The sequence below is a fragment of the Streptomyces sp. iso_384 genome (genome assembly GCF_056172905.1).
In genome coordinates this window covers 81,014-101,230 of the sequence record NZ_JBWBTT010000016.1, presented here as the reverse complement: position 1 = coordinate 101,230, position 20,217 = coordinate 81,014, and the positions used below count along the sequence as shown (strand labels likewise).

16 protein-coding genes and 2 pseudogenes are annotated in these 20,217 nt (G+C 68.7%); 9 read left to right on the top strand and 9 right to left on the bottom strand.

Features of this window, described 5'->3' with window-relative positions; translation table 11 throughout:
- Positions 1-186 precede the first annotated feature (186 nt).
- Both AC0VY3_RS36835 and AC0VY3_RS36830 read left to right on the top strand, forming a co-directional pair.
- Positions 187-1,347, top strand: coding sequence for an RCC1 domain-containing protein (locus AC0VY3_RS36835; RefSeq protein WP_475551870.1), 1,161 nt, complete (start codon positions 187-189; stop codon positions 1,345-1,347).
- Positions 1,348-1,815: 468 nt separating this feature from the next.
- Positions 1,816-2,523, top strand: a complete 708-nt coding sequence (locus tag AC0VY3_RS36830; protein ID WP_475551869.1) for a tectonin domain-containing protein — start codon at positions 1,816-1,818, stop codon at positions 2,521-2,523.
- Between the two features lie 513 nt (positions 2,524-3,036).
- On the opposite strand, the gene AC0VY3_RS36825 is transcribed toward AC0VY3_RS36830, so the two are convergent.
- Both AC0VY3_RS36825 and AC0VY3_RS36820 read right to left on the bottom strand, forming a co-directional pair.
- A complete protein-coding gene (locus AC0VY3_RS36825; RefSeq protein ID WP_475551868.1) occupies positions 3,037-3,381 on the bottom strand; it encodes a hypothetical protein in 345 nt (114 codons plus the stop codon).
- A 242-nt stretch (positions 3,382-3,623) separates the two neighbouring features.
- Positions 3,624-3,932, bottom strand: a complete 309-nt coding sequence (locus AC0VY3_RS36820; RefSeq protein ID WP_475551867.1) for a hypothetical protein — start codon at positions 3,930-3,932, stop codon at positions 3,624-3,626.
- A 224-nt stretch (positions 3,933-4,156) separates the two neighbouring features.
- Here AC0VY3_RS36820 and mobF point away from each other — a divergent pair, with 224 nt between their 5' ends.
- On the top strand, positions 4,157-6,124 hold the full coding sequence (mobF, locus tag AC0VY3_RS36815) for a MobF family relaxase (RefSeq protein WP_475551866.1): 1,968 nt from the start codon (positions 4,157-4,159) through the stop codon (positions 6,122-6,124).
- 593 nt (positions 6,125-6,717) lie between these two features.
- Here mobF and AC0VY3_RS36810 read toward each other — a convergent pair.
- Positions 6,718-7,005 carry a hypothetical protein gene (locus AC0VY3_RS36810; protein WP_475551865.1) on the bottom strand — a complete coding sequence of 96 codons (288 nt, stop codon included), beginning with the start codon at positions 7,003-7,005 and terminating at the stop codon, positions 6,718-6,720.
- A gap of 1,003 nt (positions 7,006-8,008) precedes the next feature.
- Between AC0VY3_RS36810 and AC0VY3_RS36805 the strand changes: the two genes are divergently transcribed.
- Together AC0VY3_RS36805 and AC0VY3_RS36800 are read left to right on the top strand one after the other, a co-directional pair.
- The gene (locus AC0VY3_RS36805; protein WP_475551864.1) at positions 8,009-9,670 is read left to right on the top strand and encodes a replication-relaxation family protein; all 1,662 of its coding nucleotides are present in this window, start codon (positions 8,009-8,011) and stop codon (positions 9,668-9,670) included.
- Positions 9,671-9,727: 57 nt separating this feature from the next.
- Complete coding sequence (locus AC0VY3_RS36800) at positions 9,728-10,210, top strand: hypothetical protein (RefSeq protein WP_475551863.1); 483 nt, start codon at positions 9,728-9,730, stop codon at positions 10,208-10,210.
- A 691-nt stretch (positions 10,211-10,901) separates the two neighbouring features.
- Here the strand turns inward: AC0VY3_RS36800 and AC0VY3_RS36795 are convergent.
- Positions 10,902-11,372 (bottom strand): hypothetical protein, encoded by a 471-nt coding sequence (locus tag AC0VY3_RS36795; RefSeq protein ID WP_466673723.1) that lies wholly within the window; start codon positions 11,370-11,372, stop codon positions 10,902-10,904.
- Between the two features lie 379 nt (positions 11,373-11,751).
- Between AC0VY3_RS36795 and AC0VY3_RS36790 the strand changes: the two are divergent.
- A pseudogene (locus tag AC0VY3_RS36790) lies at positions 11,752-11,987 on the top strand (hypothetical protein).
- 73 nt (positions 11,988-12,060) lie between these two features.
- Here AC0VY3_RS36790 and AC0VY3_RS36785 read toward each other — a convergent pair.
- Positions 12,061-13,968, bottom strand: a complete 1,908-nt coding sequence (locus AC0VY3_RS36785; protein WP_475551862.1) for an IS4 family transposase — start codon at positions 13,966-13,968, stop codon at positions 12,061-12,063.
- 349 nt (positions 13,969-14,317) lie between these two features.
- On the opposite strand from AC0VY3_RS36785, the gene AC0VY3_RS36780 reads away from it, so the two are divergent.
- From AC0VY3_RS36780 to AC0VY3_RS36770, 3 genes are all read left to right on the top strand, one after another.
- Positions 14,318-14,665: a hypothetical protein gene (locus tag AC0VY3_RS36780; RefSeq protein WP_381150914.1), complete on the top strand. Its 348-nt coding sequence runs from the start codon at positions 14,318-14,320 to the stop codon at positions 14,663-14,665.
- Between the two features lie 469 nt (positions 14,666-15,134).
- On the top strand, positions 15,135-16,067 hold the full coding sequence (locus AC0VY3_RS36775; protein ID WP_475551861.1) for a hypothetical protein: 933 nt from the start codon (positions 15,135-15,137) through the stop codon (positions 16,065-16,067).
- Positions 16,064-16,765 carry a hypothetical protein gene (locus AC0VY3_RS36770; protein WP_475551860.1) on the top strand — a complete coding sequence of 234 codons (702 nt, stop codon included), beginning with the start codon at positions 16,064-16,066 and terminating at the stop codon, positions 16,763-16,765. Before AC0VY3_RS36775 ends, AC0VY3_RS36770 begins: the two co-directional genes overlap by 4 nt.
- A 34-nt stretch (positions 16,766-16,799) precedes the next feature.
- Here AC0VY3_RS36770 and AC0VY3_RS36765 read toward each other — a convergent pair whose 3' ends face one another.
- From AC0VY3_RS36765 to AC0VY3_RS36750, 4 genes and pseudogenes are all read right to left on the bottom strand, one after another.
- Positions 16,800-16,928 carry a hypothetical protein gene (locus tag AC0VY3_RS36765; RefSeq protein WP_475551859.1) on the bottom strand — a complete coding sequence of 43 codons (129 nt, stop codon included), beginning with the start codon at positions 16,926-16,928 and terminating at the stop codon, positions 16,800-16,802.
- A 176-nt stretch (positions 16,929-17,104) separates the two neighbouring features.
- Positions 17,105-17,302 (bottom strand): annotated as a pseudogene (locus AC0VY3_RS36760) (transposase); the annotation flags it as partial.
- Between the two features lie 76 nt (positions 17,303-17,378).
- Positions 17,379-17,798 carry a RacP protein gene (locus tag AC0VY3_RS36755; RefSeq protein ID WP_475551858.1) on the bottom strand — a complete coding sequence of 140 codons (420 nt, stop codon included), beginning with the start codon at positions 17,796-17,798 and terminating at the stop codon, positions 17,379-17,381.
- A gap of 2 nt (positions 17,799-17,800) precedes the next feature.
- On the bottom strand, positions 17,801-18,802 hold the full coding sequence (locus tag AC0VY3_RS36750) for a DUF6192 family protein (protein WP_475551857.1): 1,002 nt from the start codon (positions 18,800-18,802) through the stop codon (positions 17,801-17,803).
- Between the last annotated feature and the right edge of the window lie 1,415 nt (positions 18,803-20,217).

Sequence of the window (20,217 nt, the reverse complement as noted above, 5' to 3'; positions counted from 1 at the left end):
GCCCGGTGGCCGGCCGTCACCGCGGCTCGCCTCAACCGCACGTCGGAGGTGCGCGGCCTGCCCGTGTGAGAAGTCCCTGACAGGGCGGGGCACCTCCCGCATGAATGCCTATAGTGACCACTCCATCACTATGCGCAACGGTTCGCTGTGCTGCCTGCCTGCGCCACATCATCGTCAAGGACCGACATGAACGCACTTCTCCGCGGCCGTAGCCGCAGCGCCCCGCTCCTCGCGGGCCTGCTGGCGCTGCTGGCCATTCTGCTGGCATGGCCCACGGCCGCCACCGCGCAGGAAGGCCGGCTCAAGGGCTGGGGCGCCAACGAGAGCTACCAGCTCGGCGGCGTGGTCACCAACGCCAAGTACAAGCCCGTGACCGTGCCGGGGCTCACCGACACCGACATCAAGAGCATCGATGCCGGCGACAGCCACAGCCTCGCCCTGCTCTCCAACGGCACCGTAGAAAGCTGGGGCCTCAACACCAGCGGCCAGCTCGGCATCGGCACCCTCACCAACCAGGACCAGGCCTCCACCGTCACCGGACTGCGCGGCGTGGTCGCCATCGCAGGCGGCGCCAACCACAGCCTGGCCCTGCTCGCCGACGGCACCGTGCGCGCCTGGGGCCTCAACACCTACGGCCAGCTCGGCGACAACACCGTCACCACCCGCACCACCCCGGTCACCGTCTCCGGTCTCACCAACGTCGAGGCCATCGCCGCCGGCGACCACCACAGCCTCGCCGTCCTCGCCGACGGCACCGTCAAGGCCTGGGGCTACAACGCCCACGGCCAGCTCGGCGACAACACTCTCACCCAGCGCAACACCCCCGGTACCGTGACCGGCCTCGCCAACGTCCGCAGCGTCGCCGCGGGCAACGTCCACAGCCTCGCCCGTCTCGCCGACGGCACGGTCTGGGCGTGGGGCTACAACGCCCAGGGCCAGCTCGGCGACAACACCGTCACCCGGCGCCTCACCCCGGTCAAGACCGATGAGATCAGCACCGCCCGCGAGATCAGCGCCGGGGTCCACCACAGCGTCGCCCTGCTCGCCGACGGCACCGTGAAGACCTGGGGCTACAACGCCTACGGTCAGCAGGGCGACGGCACCCTCACCGACCGCCCCGCCCCCATCACCCTTGATGGCGCCACCAACATCCGCGCCATCGCCGCCGGCCACTACCACACCCTCGTCCTCGACCGCGACGGCAAGGTCAGCGCCGTCGGCTACAACAACAACGGCCAGCTCGGCGACGGCAGCGCCGTCAATCGCACCGCGCTCACCACCCCCATCAACAGCCTCAGCAGCGTCTCGCTGATCGCCGGAGGCGCAGCCTTCAGCCTCGCCGGATAACGGCAGCACACACACCGGACACCGCACCAACGCCGCGGCCGGGCCAGTGGGAACACGCCGGTAGGCCTCCAGCCGGCCCTCGCGCGGCAGTCCCGCCCCACGCACCCCGCAGGCACGTCAGCCCGGCCGTAACCCGGCCGGGCTGACGACCTCCAGGCCGGAGAAGAGGTGCTCTCGGGAACGCGGGCTGTGACGCCCCGCTGCTGATGCCGAAGACTGTCCGGCCGTGCCATCTCGACGAAATGCACGAACCGGATCTCGTGTCCATCCCCGGCGGGAGTGACGGCTCTTCCGGTCGAAACCAAGACGACCAGAGGGCCTCCACCGCTGGCTTGGAAGGCGGACAGGAATTGAAACCGACTCTTTCCGGCTGACTCGTTCCCAGGACAAGCAGTCACGCCCGCCCCTCTCCCGACCAGTTCGCTCAGGATGGGTGCCAAATACCGTTCAAGGAAAGGTGATTGCATCATGGCGGACTGGGTGAAGGTCGCGGGAAGTCTCTCGGCCATCTCGGCGGGGTCCAGGACGACGGTGTGGGGTGTGAACGCGGCGAGCGCGATCTACCACTACACGAACTACGACGGACGCCCCTGGATCAACATCCCGGGAGGCTTGAGCGACATCGGAGCCGCATCCGACGGCACCGTCTGGGGCGTCAACAGCGGCAACCAGATCTACCGGTACACCGGAGATCAGAGGGCGAACTGGCTGGGTATCAACGGCAGCCTGGTCCGTATCGACGCGGGCTCCCGGACCAACGTGTGGGGCGTCGACTCCGCCGGCGGTATCTACCGGTACACCAACCACGACGCCAACCCCTGGCTCAAGATTCCCGGCGCGCTGAGCGACATCGGCGCAGCCGCGGACGGCACTGTCTGGGGCGTCAACAGCAACAACCGGGTCTACCGGTACACCGGGGACCAGGACCCCTCCGACCCCTGGGCAGACGTCGCGGGCAGCCTGAAGCGGATCGCGGTCGGCTCCCGGACCAACGTGTGGGGCGTCGACCCCGCTGGCAGCATCTACCGGTACACCAACAACGACGCCAGCGGCACCAACCCCTGGATCAAGATCCCCGGCACCGCCACCGACATCGCCGCCGGCGCCGACGGCACCGCCTGGCACATCAACACCGCCGGCGAGATCTTCCGCTACACCGGCGACCAGCCCAGCTGACACCACCCCCGCTGCGCGTGCGGGCCCCAGCAGACAGCCGGGGCCCGCCCCCCATACACAGACTGCGATCTCTCGGCTCTGTGACAGTGGAGTGAGAGTCTGGGCGTTGAAGCAGCTCAGCGTCGGTTTCCCGAGTGGAGCGCACTGCTACAGGTAGCCGCTGCTACGGCAGCCGCTCAACCGCGCGCCAGGCGAAGACAGCAGCCACTTGGTCGCCTCATGACAGCGAGCCTGCCCAACCACCCTCACGACCAGGCGCCCAGCCCGCTGCCCCGCTGCCCAACCACTTCCGCCTCGGCCGACCCACGCCCACGAACGTCCCGCCGGCCGAAGCCGACGGGGCTTCGTCACGACTACCGAGTGCGGTCACCCCTGCAGGTCACGCCGCATGCCACCGTCGAGCCAGCCCGCCCGCTGGGAGGTCTACACGGGCCCGACCGCCGACTCGACGGAGCTCAGCTGTTGCTTCTGCCAGCAAACTGGGCCGTCTGACCACAGAGGGCTCGTGGTGGGTCAATTGAAGACGACGGAGCGCACCTTGAGCCGCTCGGAGGCTCCGCCGGTGTGGGGGCGGAGGGTGAAGGAGTCGCCCTCGCAGTTGGCGTCGGTGAAGACCGTGGCCCAGGCGTCCGTGCGGTTCTTCGGCGAGTGACCGGGCTGGGGGTTGTCCTCGCCGACGCCCGGAAGATCGATGCACCGGCCACTGGGAGGGCTGTTGAGGAAGCCCGTGGCCCCGTACCCCTCCACGGTCACGTAGTCGTAGCGGAACTGACCGGTCGCCGCCGACGCCGAAGCGGCGGTGGTGGCGAGGAGGAGAGCGGCGCCGAGAGCGGCCAGGAAAGCGGAGCGCAGTCGCATCGTCGAAAAGGTCCTTCTGCTGGTGAGGAACGTTGCCGTTGCTGTCCCTGCCCGGCCCAAGGAAACCGCACCCCCGTTTCACTCTTACGGACAGTGACGAAACGTCCCTGCTCCTTCCAATGGCCCCGACCCAAGACACCGAGCCCGTACGGAACGGCAGGGCGCGAAACCGCCACCCACGTCGGCCCTCCAAGAGGGGCGATATGTCTCAGCGTCGGACAGCGAAACATAGGGCCTACGGGTCAGGGCCCGGTGAGGATCTGGTGGGTGCCGATGCGGCGCCAGATCACATGCGGGGTGCCGGGACGCACCTCGGTCCCGTACTCGAACGTGGCGCGTCCTGCGGGGCCGGTGCCCATGGACCAGGTGAGTTCGTAGACGCCAGGGGCACGTCGTACGCCCTTGATCCGTAAGCCGGGGCGGAACTGGCGGCCGGTGCGCAGGTCGGGGACGAAGGCGTCCAGGACGACGCGGCGGAAGCGCCGGCGCTGGGCGGGGATGAGGTGCTGGAGGTCGGCGGTGAAGCGGGGGCAGGTCTCGAAGGTGGGCACGGTGTCTCCTCCGGGCAGCACGACGAAGCCCCCGGCGGTTGCCGAGGGCTGCTGTAGGCGGTGCTCGTTGGCGGTGCCGGAGAGCGATGACGTTTGTGTTCGGCGTGGGGCCGCTTCCCGCCCGGCGGGCGCCGGTGAAGAAAGTTGTGCCGTTGCTCCCGCCTGGCGGGACGTCCCGCTGATCGGCCCTTTCTTGCAGGTCAGTGCCGTGTGGCGTGGTCCGCATGACAGTCGATATCAGGGTCATCCGGGCCGGTCAGATGTACCGCTACTACTTGCGCGAGACGGTCGTCGGTGACGGACGTCGCCCGGCGCGCACGCCGTTGCGCGTCGCCCAGGAGCAGGCCGGTGTCCCGGTAGGGCGCTGGATGGGCCGCGGCCTGGCCGCGCTCGGACTCGCGCCGGGCGAGGAAGTCACCGAGGCTCAGCTGCGGAACCTGTTCGGCGAGCGCGGCCGCCATCCGTACGCGGACCGGATCGAGGCCGACCGGCTCGCCCAGGGCGCTTCCCCGGCGGAGGCGTATCGGGCCGGTGCCCTCGGTCGCCGGGTGACGGTCACGGGCGTGGACTTCGTGTTCCGGCCGCAGCCGAGCATCTACCTGTTGTGGGCGTTCGGGGACGAGGAGACCCGTCTGGTGATCGAGGCCGCGCACGAGCGGTCGATCGTGCGGGTGCTGGAGTGGATCGAGGACGAGGTGGCCGTGATCCGGTACGGCACGGACGGCAACTACCGTGTCCGGCCGCCCGGCGGCCTGGTCGCCGCCCGCTTCCGCCACTACGAAGCCCGCTCCGGGCAGCCCTTGTTGCACGATCATGTGCTGCTGAGCGTGAAGGGGCAGCGCCTGGACGGGAAGTGGGGCTCCATCCACACCACGGCCCTGCACGAGAACACGGTGGCGGCATCCGCGCTCTACAACGAGCTGGTAGCCGCGGAGGTGTGCGAGGCGCTGGGGCTGGCGACCGAGCCGCGCACCGTCACCGAGGGGCGCCGGCCGGTGATGGAGATCGCCGGGGTGCCGCACGAGCTGATCCGCTGGACTGCCCGGCGCAGCGACCAGATCGCCACCTGCCTCTTGGAGCTGGAGCACGAGTACGTCACCGCCGTCGACGACGACGGCGAACCGAAGTTCCTGCCTGTGGTCTCCGAGCGTGCCCGCGCGAAGCTGAACACCATCGCCGCCCGTAAGACCCGCCCGCCCAAGAAGGGCAAGGCCCGCTCCCTCGGACAGCTGCGCGCGGACTGGAAGGCGAGCGCGATTCGTAGCTCCGGTGTTCCGGCCGACGTCATCTCCTCCCTCCTCGAGTACGCCCGCGCGGCGGCTGCCGCGATCCGGGCCCGGGTGGCGGCCGTGGTCGACATCGCGTTGGCGGCCGTCGACGTCACGGCGACGGTGTTCGTGATGAACAGCGGGGGCCGCTTCCACCGACGTCACCTGCTCGCCGAGGCCCGCCGTCACCTCGCCCTGGTCCTGCGCGGCCGCCGCCGCGACCCCGGCCTGGACGACCAGATCGTCGCCGCCGCGATCACCACCCACTGTGTGGATATCAGCGAGCCGACGACCGTACGCGGCCTGGAGGCCGGTTACCGGCTCTACACCGCCCGCTGGTCCCTGTCCGGCCTCCCCGCCCGCCGTCGATCTCCGGCCTTCGCGCCCGACCCGGACCGCCACCCCCCGGCCGACTCAGGCGAGCCGCCCGCGCCCCGGCCTCCGGGCCAGGACGCGGGGGAGTGGGAGATCCCGCGCATCCCGCTCCAGTACGACCGTGCCGTCCTCGCCGGTGCGGTGGTTCGCGCGCAACTGCGCACCACCACCGTTGTGCGGGGCCGGGCGTACGACGTCGTCGCCCACCAGCAGGCGGCGATGCCTGAGCAGCTGCTCGCACCCGAGCCGGCCGACGCGGAACACGACGACCAGGAGGACAAGCCCGGCCGCCGTGAGGCACTGGACTTGACGGCGCTGCGGGCCCTGCGGGAATCCCGCACGGACGTGGAAGCCCTCGATCTCACCGCCGAACGTCTGCGCCACCTCCAGGACGCGTTTGCCGAGGCGGCCGACCGGGCCCACACGACGATGGGCCGCTACAAGCGCCGCGACGATGCCGAGACGCCGCACCCGGCACACGGGGACGATCAGCAGGCACACCGCCCGCAGGAGCCCGGACCGCACCGAGGCCGGGAGACCGGCCACTGAGTGGACCCGACGGCGCTCGATGCAGTGGTGCCCACCGGCGATGCCCCGCGTCCACTCCACCGAGTGGAACCCACCGAGCGGAGCCCACCGAGCGGAGCCCACCGAGCGGAGCTCACTCTGATGCGCCGGATGACGATGGCCACCACTCCCGGGCGCACCATCCAGCGGAGTTGGAACGCCATGACCAGCCATTTTCCAACGGGCACCGGTCCCTTGGAACTGGAACACTCGGCCAAGCGCGCTCGGGGCGGTGCACGCCTCGTGCAGGGGCCAGTTTTTGAAAACAGCGCAGCGAAAGCCCGTGGTGAGTTCCACTCACCACGGCATGGTGAGTTCCTCTACCCGCCACATCCGCATGGTGAGTTCCAACCCCGCCGTGTGGTGAGTGGCACCGGAGGCCAACCCCTTGACCAGGTACAGTCCGGCCCGCGTTTCCCCTTGACACAGCATGTTCGGGGCGCCGGTCAGGCCGTGGTCAAGGGGGCGTGTGATAGAGGGATCCGTTCCGCGTGGTGCCGGTGGCGTACGACCGTCGATCGTGCGGCGCTGTACGGGAGAGGCCGGGCAGGGTGGGCCCTGCCCGGCCTCGGCTGTCAATCCCACAGCCCCGTGACGAAGTGCCACGCCGTTCTGGCCCACTCCCAGTCGGGCGGGTCGGCGAGAACCTTCTCGGTCACATGGGTCCAAGCAGCTCGCGCGATGCCCTGCGCCGTGCCCTGGGCAGCGCCTCGGACTATCGCGGCGGGAACGTCGGCGCCGATGGCCGCCTGCCGTACGGCAGGCGGCGGGTCCGCCGGGTGGTCCGGTGCGGCATCGGACGGCGGCTGGGTGGGCGCCGGTGCGGAGGGCTGGGTGGGGGTGGGGACGTTGTCCCGGGTCATGATGCTGCTCCCTTGAGCAGGAGGGTCGAGGACGGCGGACACCTGCGTGGTGTCGTCCGCGGGGGTGTGTGCCGCGCGGTCGGCGGTCCTGCTGCGGCTCTCTGCGTGAGAGCGTCCCTGTGGGGTCTCGACCCGGGCCCAGGGTGGCGTTGCGACCAGCGAGTGGCCGGTCGTCTCGTTCAGAGTAGGCCCGGTCGGCTCGTTCACTGCCCCGGGTGTCTGGTGGGTGCTCATGGGAATGTCCTCCAAGGGGAGTTCGTTGATCGGGGCGGGACCGTGACAGGTCGCGGGTGCTTGCGTCTTGGGCTCGTTCGGGAGCGGTGTCTTCACCCACTGGTGCCGTCAGGGAGCTGGTGGACAGCACTGGATGGGAGGGGATTTCCGAGGCATGACGAAGGCCCGGACCACCCGGCCCGGGCCTCGTGCTTCTCACCGTGTTGCTAGAGGGCCGAATGCCTCACGGGCGCAGCCGGCGCACCCCCTTGACCACGTCCGCTACCGCCTCGTGCGTGGCCGCGTTTCCCCTTGACAGGGCGGCTCCCGGCGGCGGTCAGACGACGGTCAAGTGGTGCCGTTGCACGCTGCTCCTTCGCCCCGACCACTCCGGCCGGGGCAGCGAAGGAGGCGTGACGATGGCGACCATCCACCCGAGGGCCGGGCAGCACCCCCGCACGGCACGGTCCCCAGCAGACGGTGGGGACCGTGCCGGACCAGCCCAAGGGGGCTCCCTGGGTGCCCACTTCGAAGGTCCCTGGGGAACCCCCTTTGGTGCCCGGCACCCCGGGCGGGAGGAAAACCCCTTGTCAGCGCCGCAATCGGCGCGAGAACTGCGCCGTCACAACCCTCTTCTCTCCTCCTTGTTGTCCGTAGTGGAGGAGATCATCGGGTTCGGGGGGGCCGGACGCCCTCCCCGGCCGGACGCGGCCACCGGCAGCCGCAGCAGCCGCGACGGCGGCGGCCGGCCGAGCAACCGGTCGCGAGCGACGACGAGGGAGCAGGGCTGATGGCGGGGAAGCGGAAGACCAACCCGGCGGGATCGACGAACAGCTACCGCAGCGACGTGCTGCGCGTGCTCGGAGCGTTGAAGGTGGCCACGGCCGATCAGATCCAGCGGATCAGCGCCCCGCACCTGACCTTCCGGCACGCCGACAAGCCGACCCCCTCGAAGCAGAAGCAGGCCCGCACCGCCTCGCACACCGGCGCCCTGTCCGACATGCGCAAGCACGGCCTGTCGGAGAACGGCGGCTCCACCGAGACCGGCGACACCCTGCGGAACCTGACCCCCAAGGGCCTGGAGGCCGCCTCCTACGAGCTGCGCCGCCCGGCGACGGAGATGGGATCCACCGCGCGCGGCGCGGGCTCCTCCGGGGCTTCCCATCCGATGGCGGTGAACGAGACGGTGATCGCGCTGCTGCGTCCGAAGCCGGACGTGGCCAAGCTCGTCGACGACCCGTCCCACGTCCAGGCGGCCGCCCAGGCCGCCGTAGACGGACCGTCCGGGATCGGCACGATCGCCTCGTACTGGACCGAGGTCCCGCTCCCGGCGACCGGTACGTGGAACGCCCCGGGCAAGGGCGGCGCCCAGGCCGACGTGGTGCTCACCGCACCGCAGGACGGGGTGCCGCTGCTGTTCATCGAGGTCGACAACTGCCACGAGACCGCCGAAGAGCTAGCCGCGAAGCTGGAGAAGTATGCCCGGTTCTTCCGCCGGAGGGTGAAGGACACCGACGGGCAGGAGCGGCCGATGTGGTGCACCCGCTGGACGGTCCCCGAGCAGCGGTACGGGGAGATGCCGCACCCGCCGGTGCTGCTGGTGTTCAACCACATCGGCGAGCGCAACCCGAACCGGACGATGCCGCGCCTGCAAGAGCTCACCCGACACCTCTGGAAGGGGGAGTGGATGCGCGAGGGCTACCACTCCTACGACGGGAAGATCCCGATCGTCGTGGTCGGGCTGAGGAACCTGCGCGCGCACGGACCGGCCGGAGTCGTGTTCCTCCGCTTCGGCCGCGACCGCCCCCAGCCGCTCCTGGACGCGATCGGCAACCCCCGCCTTGAAGGGGTCCTCGCCCGTGAGGCAGAGGCGGCCAGGGCCCGGCAGGCGGAGTACCAGGCGCAGCTGCGGGAGGCCGCCCGGGAGCAGGCGGCGAAGAAGGCCGTCGAAGCGGCACGGGAAGCGGCCCAGCGCGAAGCCCGACGTCCCGCCTGTACCGGCTGCGGGAGCCGGTTCACCGACGAACGGTGGGAGGCCGCAGAGGAGACGGACTGGGGCCGCCCCGTCGACACCCACCCTCACCTGTGCGACAGGTGCAAGGCCGTCGCCGTCGCGAGTGCCGCCCCCACGCCCGGCAGGCAGGAGGAGCACCAGGAGCCGCTGCCCGAATGGGCGCGTCAGGAGTTCATGCGCTTCCCCCGTCGTCCCCGCTGCACCGAGTGCAAGGCGGCGTTCACCGACGAGCGGTGGAAGGCGGTGGAGCGCACCGGCTGGGGGCCCGTTCGCATGGAACCCCGTCCGACGTTGTGCGGGGACTGTGACCTGCAATTCGAGTCGGACCTGGACCGGGCGTGGGGTGTGAGCCGTCGGCAGGAGAAGCACGACCAGGAGCAGGACCAGGCCGTGCCCAGCCCGAAGTCCGGCGGATGGTTCTCGCGGCTCCGCTTCTGATGCGAGGCCGTGTCAGGCCCGGCGCAACCTCAAGGTCCGATGGGCGGTTAGCCGGGGGTGACGATCTCGTACCTGCCCTCCGGGTCTGCCGATGATGTTCCCTACGAGCCGTGGGAGGGCGAGGAAGAAGCGCTCGCGGCGGCCGCGGCAGCCGGCCGCCGCGCAGCAGCGTGGATCCGTTCCCTGCCCACGGGACCGGCTCCCAGCCCGGTCGGCTCCTGGCTCCGTGAGGACCTGTCCGAATCGATCGAGAGGGCGACGTTCTGCCTGGACCCGCAGGACTGCGACCGCTTGGACCCCGGCGGCGTGATGGTCGACGGTACGGGCGGCCTCGATGCGGAGACCCGCAGCAAGCTGGTGTTTGTGCCGTGCGCGGTCCAGGACGCACGGTGGCTGACCCCGGACCAGCAGATCCGGATCGTGGCGGTGGCCTCGCTGGTCACCGGGGCGGCACGGCTCCTCGCGGAAGACCCGGGCACTGCCATCACCACGGGCGAGCTCTCACGGATGTGGGCCCTGGTGGACCACGCCATCTCCTGACGCACGGTGTCCTGTGACAGCGGATCTTGAGCGCGTGCCATCGAAGATTGAGCGGTGGGGCCAGGCGTACTCCGGCGAGCTGCGGGCGTGATGAGGCGTGGCGGCTTCCGGTCTACTCGACCTTGCCGCTTTCGCCTGCTCCTGGCTGCTCATCAGGCATGCTCAGGATGTCCTCTCGGGTGAGGTACTGAGGGCTCCCCGGTGGCGGGGTCACCCTAGGGGCCATGAGTTCGGTGAGGAGTCTGCTGAGATCATCCATTGATAGCGCCAGGCCCAGGGCCTGCACGATGCGCAGAGCAGAGTCCCGGATGGACTGAGCGTTCCTATCGGGCGCCGACGCGCTCCGAATCTCGTCACACACCTGGCTGAACTGCTCGGCGCTGATCGTTGGTCGACTTACCGGTTGCGCCATGGTGCACCCCTTGTGCGCGAGTGGCCGTTCCCCCGCTTCTTCCAGGAAGCGCGTAGCACGCCCCAACGTCAACCGGAGAGAGTCAGCGCGCAAGCGCTGGAGCAGAGCCGCTCAATCTTCGATGGCACGCGCTCAAGATCCGCTGTCACAGGACAGTCACAGCTGTCCCATGACAGCGAAGGGTTGAGCGTAATGTCGCCGAAGTTTGATCACTTCGACTCCAGCCGCAGAGTGGCCTGGTCTGTCCCGAACTCCTGGCAGGGCCGTTCCAGGGCAGGACTACACGTCAAGCCCAGTTCTGCCACCACCGTGAGTCTCGATCGTAGTGACATCTGCAATGGCCTCGACGTGTCGCATCAGGGCGTGTGAAAGATCGGCTCGACACCTGTGCGCGCTCAGAACGTGACGCCTTGTGTTTTCCCACAGTTCCACCCCGGCGTCGCTGGAAGGGTCCACGTTGCTCTCCGCCATGGCGTTCAATGCCTCTGTCGCCTTCTCGAATGTGTCCAGGACCCACATCGAGTCTGCGGGATGGTCTCGCAGGTCCGGGTAGTCGCCGAACTCCAGCCGCTCGCGGGCGCCGCTACCTCGCGTTGCTGGGATGTACAAGCCGTCGATTAGTGCCTCGTATAGGGCCGTTCTCGCGTCGACACGCGCCCGCTCCGCCGCTTGGTGAAACGCCCCGGAGTCGACAATGCCGTCTTCGAGCAGGCGAAAGGTCCGCCCCAAGAGATTGTCCCAAGCGGCCATGGCCTTACGCACCTGCACGACCCGAGCGACCTGAGCACGCTGCAGCTCGGACCGCCGATGTGCTTCGGCACGGGCATGAGCCAAGTCGTGCTCCGCAGAAGCCTCTCGGAGCGCTCGTTTTTGCAGCTGAAGGGGCCCGTAGAACGTAGCGGTGCCTGCGACGATCGCACCGCCTAGCGCCCCCAGCAGCCCGTACACCGCGTCTGACACGGTCACCCCCGTAGTCAATCAGGCCGTTCGCTCAAGCATCAGTCTCACGAATCTACGGGTGGCCAAACTTCGCTGACAACGCTCAACGTTCGATGACACGGGACACACGGCACCCAGCTCGTCGGCGTGCCCGAAGTGACACACAAATCGAACAAGCGATCTAGCAGGTATGGATGCGACCGCCTTCCCCGACGACCTGGTGCAGACACAGCACGCCTGGAACGCCACCTACGACGCGCTCACCGCACCCCGCCCCACGACCCCACCGCCCTGCGCCGACGCCTCCTGCACCTGTCCGTACGGCTCTGGTGGCACCCCTACTGGCAAACCGCCCCCTCCGTACCGGCCGCCCGCTCCGCGCTGCGCCAGGCGGTCCGCGCCCAGCGAGCCGACCGGGCCGCGTAAGCCAGCCGCGCTCGGCTCACGGTCACTGAAACGTGTGGTGAAACGCCCAGGTGAAACGGACAAGGCCGCGTAGTTAGGGAGCGTCGAGGTCTGTCAAGGGCTGCTGTTCGGGTGAATCTGGGGAGTGAGCGGCGTAGGCACCCCTGCGGGTCCGGTAGATAAGACCCCGTCGAGCCCATTTGGCCATTTGAGCGTTCAGGCTGTTGACGTTGGCGGTGCCGAGCGCTGATGCGACCTCGTGAGGTGTCCAGGAGTAGTCGGGTGCAGAGCGCAGAACGGCGAGTGTGCTTTGAAGCTGGGGTGTTCCCGGAGCGAGGGGTGGCGGGGTTGGTGGTGAAGCGGCGGGTGCCGCCTCATCGAGCAGCATGTAGACGCCAGTGTGTGGTTTGTGGATCAGTCCGTTTCGGGCCCAGCGGGCCAGCAGTACGGCGTAGCTGTGCACGTTGTCCGCGTTGACGGCCTGGGCGAGTTCGCGTGGCCCCCAGCGGCGGCCGGGTTCGGAGCGTAGGACGGCGTAGGCGCGATCGATCGAGTTCGGTTCGCCGGGTTTCGTGGGTGAGGCAGGAGTCTGGGATGGGTGCCGACGTGAGAGGAAGGCTGGTGTCGTTGGTCGGATGGAGTGGATAGCGATGGCGAGTGAGCCGACTCGTGTACTGGCCAGGGGTCTTTCTTCTTCGGGGTTGGCGTAGCCGTAGCGAGAGAGCGGGCACTTGACCCGGCGCGCACTGATGCGCATGCGCCGTGCCGGCAGCAGCTGGCTCAGCACAGCGTGGCCGATCCGGCCGACAAGAGCATCTTCGTTCAGCGTGGTCGGCGCGATGAGGAGTTGATCGCGTGCCGCTTCAAGAGCCGTGGTGAAGCTGGCCCGGTCGGGGTCTGTGCCTGCTCGGGACTCGACTGCGTCGACCATGGCGGTGCGCAGGAGCTGGTAGAGGGTGAGTAGCGCCCACATTTCCTGTTCGAGGCCGACTTGGTCACCGGAGCGCAGGACACGTCCTTGCAGGAGGGTGTGGCGCAAGGCGTAGTAGGCGGATTCGATTTCCCAGCGTTCGTGGTACAGCCGGACCAGTCTCTCCGCAGGGTCGAGTGAGGCATCGAGCAGCGTGGTCACCAGCCGGTAGCCGTCGCGCACCATGCTGCCGTCCGCGCAGGTCGCCGTGATCTCGGCGTCGATGACACGGACCGCGACGTGGCGGATCCGGGTCAGGTACGAGCCGTCCGGCAACCGGTTCTCTGTGGGCAGGCGCCGGGTGGAGCTGAGGCGGACCAGGAACTGTGCACCGGTGTCGGCGACCTCGCCGAGGAACTTCCCGTCGTCGAAGCCGCGGTCGGCCAGGACGAGGAAGTCGTCACCGAGCAGATGCAGCAGCTGCCGAGCGTAGTGGTTCTCGCCGTGCCGCTTCGGCCCGAAAGCGGCACCGAGCAGGCCGCGCGTTCCTGTCTCGACCAGCGACATCAGCCGCAGCGTGGGGTAACCCGTGATTCCCAGCCGGTGGCGGACCCGCCCCAGCCAGGCGTAGTTGCGCTCCCCGTCCGGCACCTTGATCGAGCTGCATCCGTCGAATGCCACTGTGCGCCACTGCCGGTATCGAGCCCCCGGAGTACGGAGCTGGGCCAGCGGGCCGGCGACTACTTCGAACAGGGCTTTCAACGGTGCGGCACCCAGACGGCGACGCAGATCACGCAGGGCCTTCTCCGAAGGCGTCACGACCGGGAGCCCAGTCAGCCCGGCGACCAGCTTGTTCCAGACTTTGGCGTAGCCCAGTTGCGGGAACAAGCCCAGTGCCAGCACGAAGTAGATGCCTACTCGCGACGGAAGAATCCGCCTTCGCCGTTCGACCGTCCCCGTTTCCTCCAGTACGGCGTCGACCAGCTCGAAGGGAACGTATTTGGTTAACTCACCCAGGTGCCCTGGGGCAAGAACACCTTCGCCGACGGCGAGAATACCTGGGAGCGTGCTGACGGCAGACTGACGATGCAACGGAGCCTCGCGAGCGATGGATCTTGGCAGATCCCTACTCCTACCCGGGGCGCCAACCCGCCCACGCACAAAACGGCCATCGCCCTGTCGGGACGAATTTTGAGTGCATCCACCGAAGGTTGGCCGAGTCACGGAGTTGGCAGTGTGTTGGTACCGTTCGAGACGGTTCCTTCGAACGAACAAGGCAGGTCAGCAGGTGTCAGCTCTAGACTTTTACGCCCAAGTAGCCACCATTGGCGACGTACTTGGAGCTGGTATCGGCACCGACCCCGGGGGCTGGGAAGCTGCTGTGGGGCCGGATTTCCTCGATGTTCCCGGTGGCGGCCTCCTACGGAGGGACTACGGGCTCGTGGAGATCAATTTCTCACCGGACCAGCAGGGGCAGATGTCCTGCTTCGGCTTCGGCGTCAAGCCCCAACGGCTGCTGTACGACCTGTCCCCGAGCACGGTGCCGCTTCCGCTCTCGCAGAAGTACGGGCAATTCGCGCCCCGGCTGCCGTTTGAGGAACTTCGGGCCGCCATCCTGTCCCTGGGGCACACGGTGGAGCTCGAAGAAACCTCGCGCGACATGCACCGTTACCGCGTGTCCGAGTCTGTCGCTCGCATTGACGTCGTCCTCGATCCTGATCCGTACGGTTCAGGCCCCACCGATCCGGACGGACATCAGGTAGATGACGTATGGTCCATCTCCCTGTGATGACCGGCCCGAGCTTCGGACCAGTGGATGTCAGATATCGAAGCTGAGCTGATCTCGTCGGCCGAATCGCTGGACAGTTACCGCCAAGGCCTAACTACGCGGCCTTGGTGAAACGGAGGCTGCGTTTCGGCTCCGACCTGCGGAAACGTCAGCGATACGGGGCTGGCGCGAGCGTGTTTCACTTCGTGGTGGACGTCCAGCGGTCCGACGGTCCGGGGCGCCTGGTCAGCGCTGGGCTCCCAGGACGCGGCGCGATGAAGATGTCCAGCAGGCGGGCGAAGGGGGCGCGGGCTGGTGTTTCACCTCCGAGCTGGGCGAGCCCTCGCAGGGCGGACCGAGGCGGCGTCCACTCCCTACCCGTCCGTGCAATCCTTCCGGGCTACCTTTTTCACCGCGATGGCGGATCGGCTGGGCCATTCGTGTTGCGCGGCCCCCGGATTTGTCAGAAGCGCGATCTACGTTCCGGGCCATGACGGATTGGATCGAGCCCAGTGCTCGTGAAACAGGACCGGCGTACTCCACCGAGCAGGTGGAACTCGGCCGGAAGCTCGTAGCGCGTGATGACCTCCTGACGGACGAGAAGCAGCGCACCCGCCTGGAGATCGGGGACCTCCTGCTCACAGTTGCGCCGGTAGACACCGGCAAGACCACCAACGACACCAACGAGTTGATCAAGACGTTCGCCGCGGACATCGGTATGACCGCCGATATGGCCCGTCAGTACCGATCGGTGTCCGCAGGGTGCAACACCGCACACAGGCAGGCGCTGGCCGAGTCCGACGTCACGGTGTCCTACTCCGTCGTCCGCGAGGCCGCGCTGGGGTTCTCCCTCCCGAAGGAGACCCGGGAGGCTGAGAAGGCCCTGCCGAAGGCGGACCGTGAGCGTCGGTGCCAGGAACGCTGGGAGACCCTGCTGGGGATGCTCCAGGAGCCCGGCCGCCACCGCCTGACGGCGCAGGAGTTCCGCGCAGCGATCGGCGCGCGGCCGATTCCGAACTCGGCATCCGCGATGACCGCCGAGAAGATCGTGGAACAGCTCGACCGCCCCGAGGTCAGGTCCGCGGTCATGGCCAGCATGATGGAGCCGACCTTCCTCGTGGAGGCGCTCGCGGCCGACCCGATGGCGGAGCTGAAGATCCGCGACAGCCTCGCCCAGGTTGCCCAGGTGACCGGCAGCAGGCAGAACACTCCGCCCTCCGAGGAGACCGACGACCGGCTGGTCATGCAGTTGGGCCGACGGGTGAACCTGCTTCACGGCCTGGTCGAGATGCACCCCGAGCAGATCATCAACATCGCCGACGAGGACATGCTCAACGCCCTGGAGAAGGCGTGCGAGGGCCTGGCGCACTGGGCGCAGCGGCTGCACTCGGCCCGCGCCTGCGGACAGGCAGGTGTGCGGTGACCGCCTCGCGCCTCACATCTCTGTCCGCCGCGACCAAGCAGTGGATCACGGACAACTACGGTCCCCTGTTCGCCCAGCACGCTGACAAGAACCGTCGGACCGGCGAGTTCCTGGACGTCATGATCGAAGGGATCCAGGCGGGCGAGCTGTCGGCGATCGAGTACTTCAAGGTCGTCCTCAGCCCTGCCCTCAGCGCGCTGGACCATGACCTGATGGTCCGCTTCGCGCACAGCGGCACCGAAACGCCGCCGCCCGCAGGCCCGGGAGAGACGGGCGGCACGAAGGCGCCCGGCGGCAGCACACCGCCGATCCCCGGTCTCGGATACGGCGGGGCACCCCCCGGCCCCGGCGGGTGCGGCACGGGCATCGACACGGAGATCACCATCCCCGGCCAGCGCTCCTTCCTGCCCGCCGACCTGGTCCACGCCCGCATCGTGGAGGTGTCCAAACAGCTCCTCGCCATCAAGGCCAACCAGAAACACCTGCGCCAGCAGGAGAAGGACAGCCGGGCATTCCGCAAGCTCCTCGACGGCCAGTACGCGGAGCTGCAGACCCAGCTCCGTGCCCTGCAACGGGCGAAGGAACGCATCAAGGAGAACCCGGAGATCGGACTGGACGCGCTGGCTGCGCTGGGCATCGGCGCCGCGGAACTCGGCATGAGCGATGCCGACCTGATGGCCCTGGCGGGAGCGGTATGAACGGCCTTATCTACTCCTCGACCCACTGGCACGACTACTGGAAGGCCATGGTGCCGGCGACCCAGCGCGAACAGCGGCGCGGAAGCCACATCGCCGATGTGATCGCGGCCGACGGATGCGTGGTGGAGATCCAGCACGCGAGCATGTCCCCGACGAAGATCATGGGACGCGAGCTGGACCACGGCCACATGGTGTGGATCTGGGACGGCCGCTCCGCCTACGCCTCCGGCGCCCTCTCACTGACCGCCTTCGCAGACGGCATCGTGAGCTTCCGGTGGAAGAACCAGCGCCGCAACCTCCGTACGTGCCGCCGCCCGTGCTTCCTGGACCTCTGGACGCTGGGCGAGTCTCTGCGGGCAGGGCCCTCCATTTGCAGCCGGTGTCCACGACATAGCGGATCGCGTCCACGATCTCGCGCCGAGGGTGCTTCTCCGGGCGCCCGCCGACGCCGGTCTCGCAGGCCGGGACGGGCAGCAGTGGTTCGATCAGGGCCCATTCGGTGTCGGTGGTGTCGGTGGGATAGCGGCGGCGTCGCATGACAACGGTGCCTCCTCCAGGCATGGGTGCGGGGGCCGGACGGCTTCGCCGTCCGGCCCCCGCCGGGGTTGATGGGTCAAGCTGAAGCGATGAGGTCGAGGGTGGATTCGATGGAGTTGAGCTGGGCGACGATGTGCCGTACCCACTTGTCGTTCGGGTGGGCGGCGGCGTGCGGGGCGACGGTGCCGGTGATGAACCGGCGGAACTGCGTGAGCTTCTCGCCGACCACCTGCCGTTCGTATGCCTCCAGCGCGGCCCGCTCCGCGCCGAGCTGGTAGCCGTCGGCGCGGGTCCAGATCAGTGGAGGCCAGCCCTTGGACGCGGCCTCGTTCTTCAGCGCCGCCAGCCCGGAGCGGACCTGGTGCGGGGACAGTGCGCTGGCCCGCACCAGCTGGTGGAACTCCAGCCCGGCCGGGCGGGCCTCGAACAGGACGAAGCGGACGGTGTCCGCGTGCCGTCTGGCGGCGTCTCCCTTTCGCCGGGAGGCGCGGGCCACGACTACTCGCCCCGCAGCATGGCCGCGAGCTCGTCGTCCATGTCGACCTTGCCGGTGTCAACCGCGGTCTCGATCCAGTCCAGCGTCGCCCTCACCTTGGCCACGTTCTGGTGGACGATGGCGCCTTCGTCCTTGGACAACGTGCGGTCGCGCAGGCCGGGGACGGTGCGGCCGGCCGCGGCGACGAACGCGTGGCAGGCGGTGACCAGGTCCAGGAACTCCACCGTCCGGTCGATGTTGCGGACCGCCGGGGCGACCGGACTGGTGTCCTCGAAGTGATCGCGGGCTTGTCGGGAGCGTTCGTTCTGGGCATGATTGACCTGGAACCGGGCGTGGTCGTCGCTCATCGCCTTGAACACGACGTCCGGCCGCCGGAGCAGGTTCGTCGCCGCCGTGGTGGCGACATGCTCGTCGCGGGTGAACTCCTCCACCACCCGGGCCTTGTCCACCGGGGTGACCGAGGCCGTCACCTCCGGACGCTTCAGGAAGACGCTGGTCACCGCCGCGGCGACCCGATCGTCCTGGGCCAGGGAGTGAATTGCGGTGATCCTCTCCTGGGGCGTGACCGGTGTCTCGACCCGGTTCCCCACCCGCCGACGGGCGTCATCCGTGTTCCACCGGGTCTTGCCCTCGGGCGGGGTGAGGATCGCGGCGAACCGCTCCTCTTCGTCCTCGATGAAGGCCAGCGTCCGGTGAACGGTGAAAGAGACACCGGGCTGACGGCGACCGGCCGGCCAGCGTGAGGACGTCCACCTCGCCGACTTCACCGTGCTGAACTTCAGGCCGATATCCTCGGCCAGCCGCGTCAGCGTCGCGGTCACCGACCACTCAGGATCGGCCGGCACCCCGCCGCCCGTCTCCCGCATCGGCTCGATCTCCAGAGCCCGGTCCCCGATCGTGAACTGCCCGCGCGTCTGCTGTTCGACCACGTCCCGCAGCTCAGCCACGATCTGCTCGTAGCGGGACAGAGTCACTTCTCCGATGCTGCTGTTCTCCTCCGGCATGGTGCACTCACCAACCAACTGCGTTCACCGGCAAGGCACTTCGGGCCGCGATGGACCGGTTCCGCTTCCTTCACGGAGGGTCAGACCAAAAGTAGGAAGATCGCAACAAAAGACAGAAAACGATCGAACGCGACCCAATCTAGTTTGCTGAAGCGTTCGCCTCACGGTCACTGTGACCGAGTCCCGAACGTTTCCTTCCGCAGCCGCCAGGCAGCCACCTTGCACCGCTTCGAGCAGTAGACCGCCCGCACACTCCGGTCGACCCCGGCCGTCCAGCCCGCCCCGCAGACCGGACACAACCTCCGGTCGTCCTTACCGCGGACCGCCGCCAGGCGCCGACGCAACCGACGCCGCAACCGCCACTGCCTGGAACGACACGCCGCCGAGCAGAACACCGCGTGCGGCCGGGCATCCGGCCTCAGCCGTTCACCACAGCCCTCGCAGACTCTCTCCCCGGCCCTGCCGACGCACCCAACCACGGCACCAGCGTAGGACTCAGGCCACTCGTCAACAGGGGATAGGAAACGGGTTCTAAAAGCCCTGGGACCTGCCGCGGTGAGTTCGCTCCGCACTCCCCGGGCAGGTCCAAGAACGACCCGGCCGGTATGAAAACTGCGCGGGCCCGGGGCGGGCGGCTGGCGTAAGGCCGGTGACGGAACGACCGCCCGGGCAATCCGCCGCCCGCCGGAGTTCACCGCCTCACGCGCGCACGACACGCGCGCGCCAGGGAACCTCATGGAGCGCCCCATGAGGGGCGGTGAAGAACTTCCCCTCCCGCCGATCGTGGTGACCAGCGTCGCCACCGTAATCACCCGGAGGTCTCCGCGGAGTACACGGCCCGGAACCGGGCCGGGCGGTCAGGCTAGCGAGCGGCCCGGACGGTGTCTGCGACGGGTTGTTCTGGCCCCACCGGAACGGTGAGAAGTGGCTCCGCCAAGCGTTCGAGTGCCGGGCCGGAGGGTGGTCCGGCACAGACGCAGCCAGCGAGAAGAGGCCGTCAGTGCCTCGGGTGAACGGTCGGCCGCCCGTTCGGTGGGTGGGGCCAAAACTTCCCGTTCCGCAGGGGCCACTGGGCCCCGTCCAAGACACCCCTGAGCCAGGTGGCCGTCCGGTATCCGTCCAGCGGACCGCCAGCGGATCCGCAGCGGACTCGAAACCGGACCTGAGCTGGGAAAACAGCAAGAACCCCGGATGGACGGGAAAACAGGCCCGAAACCCGGGATCCGGGCAGAATCCGGGACGGAGCCCGGGGCGGCCCCGACACGGGACCCCTCCGGGGTCCCGTCCCGACGGAAGGGCCGCCCCGGGACCTCCACCACCCCACACCGCACCGTGACCGCCTGCACGCGCCGCGCCGACTTCCGGCCCCGACCGACTACAGAAGGTCTAGACCTTCTGCGGTCGGGTATACATAC

Excerpts from the sequence above, each read along its gene's own strand:
- AC0VY3_RS36795 (WP_466673723.1), bottom strand. The coding sequence starts at position 11,372 with ATGGCCGCTTGGGACAATCTCTTGGGGCGGACCTTTCGCCTGCTCGAA.
- mobF (WP_475551866.1), top strand. The coding sequence starts at position 4,157 with ATGACAGTCGATATCAGGGTCATCCGGGCCGGTCAGATGTACCGCTAC.
- AC0VY3_RS36805 (WP_475551864.1), top strand. The coding sequence starts at position 8,009 with ATGGCGGGGAAGCGGAAGACCAACCCGGCGGGATCGACGAACAGCTAC.
- AC0VY3_RS36835 (WP_475551870.1), top strand. The coding sequence starts at position 187 with ATGAACGCACTTCTCCGCGGCCGTAGCCGCAGCGCCCCGCTCCTCGCG.
- AC0VY3_RS36825 (WP_475551868.1), bottom strand. The coding sequence starts at position 3,381 with ATGCGACTGCGCTCCGCTTTCCTGGCCGCTCTCGGCGCCGCTCTCCTC.
- AC0VY3_RS36750 (WP_475551857.1), bottom strand. The coding sequence starts at position 18,802 with ATGCCGGAGGAGAACAGCAGCATCGGAGAAGTGACTCTGTCCCGCTAC.
- AC0VY3_RS36830 (WP_475551869.1), top strand. The coding sequence starts at position 1,816 with ATGGCGGACTGGGTGAAGGTCGCGGGAAGTCTCTCGGCCATCTCGGCG.
- AC0VY3_RS36810 (WP_475551865.1), bottom strand. The coding sequence starts at position 7,005 with ATGACCCGGGACAACGTCCCCACCCCCACCCAGCCCTCCGCACCGGCG.
- AC0VY3_RS36775 (WP_475551861.1), top strand. The coding sequence starts at position 15,135 with ATGACGGATTGGATCGAGCCCAGTGCTCGTGAAACAGGACCGGCGTAC.
- AC0VY3_RS36765 (WP_475551859.1), bottom strand. The coding sequence starts at position 16,928 with ATGATCTTCGTCGGGGACATGCTCGCGTGCTGGATCTCCACCACGCAT.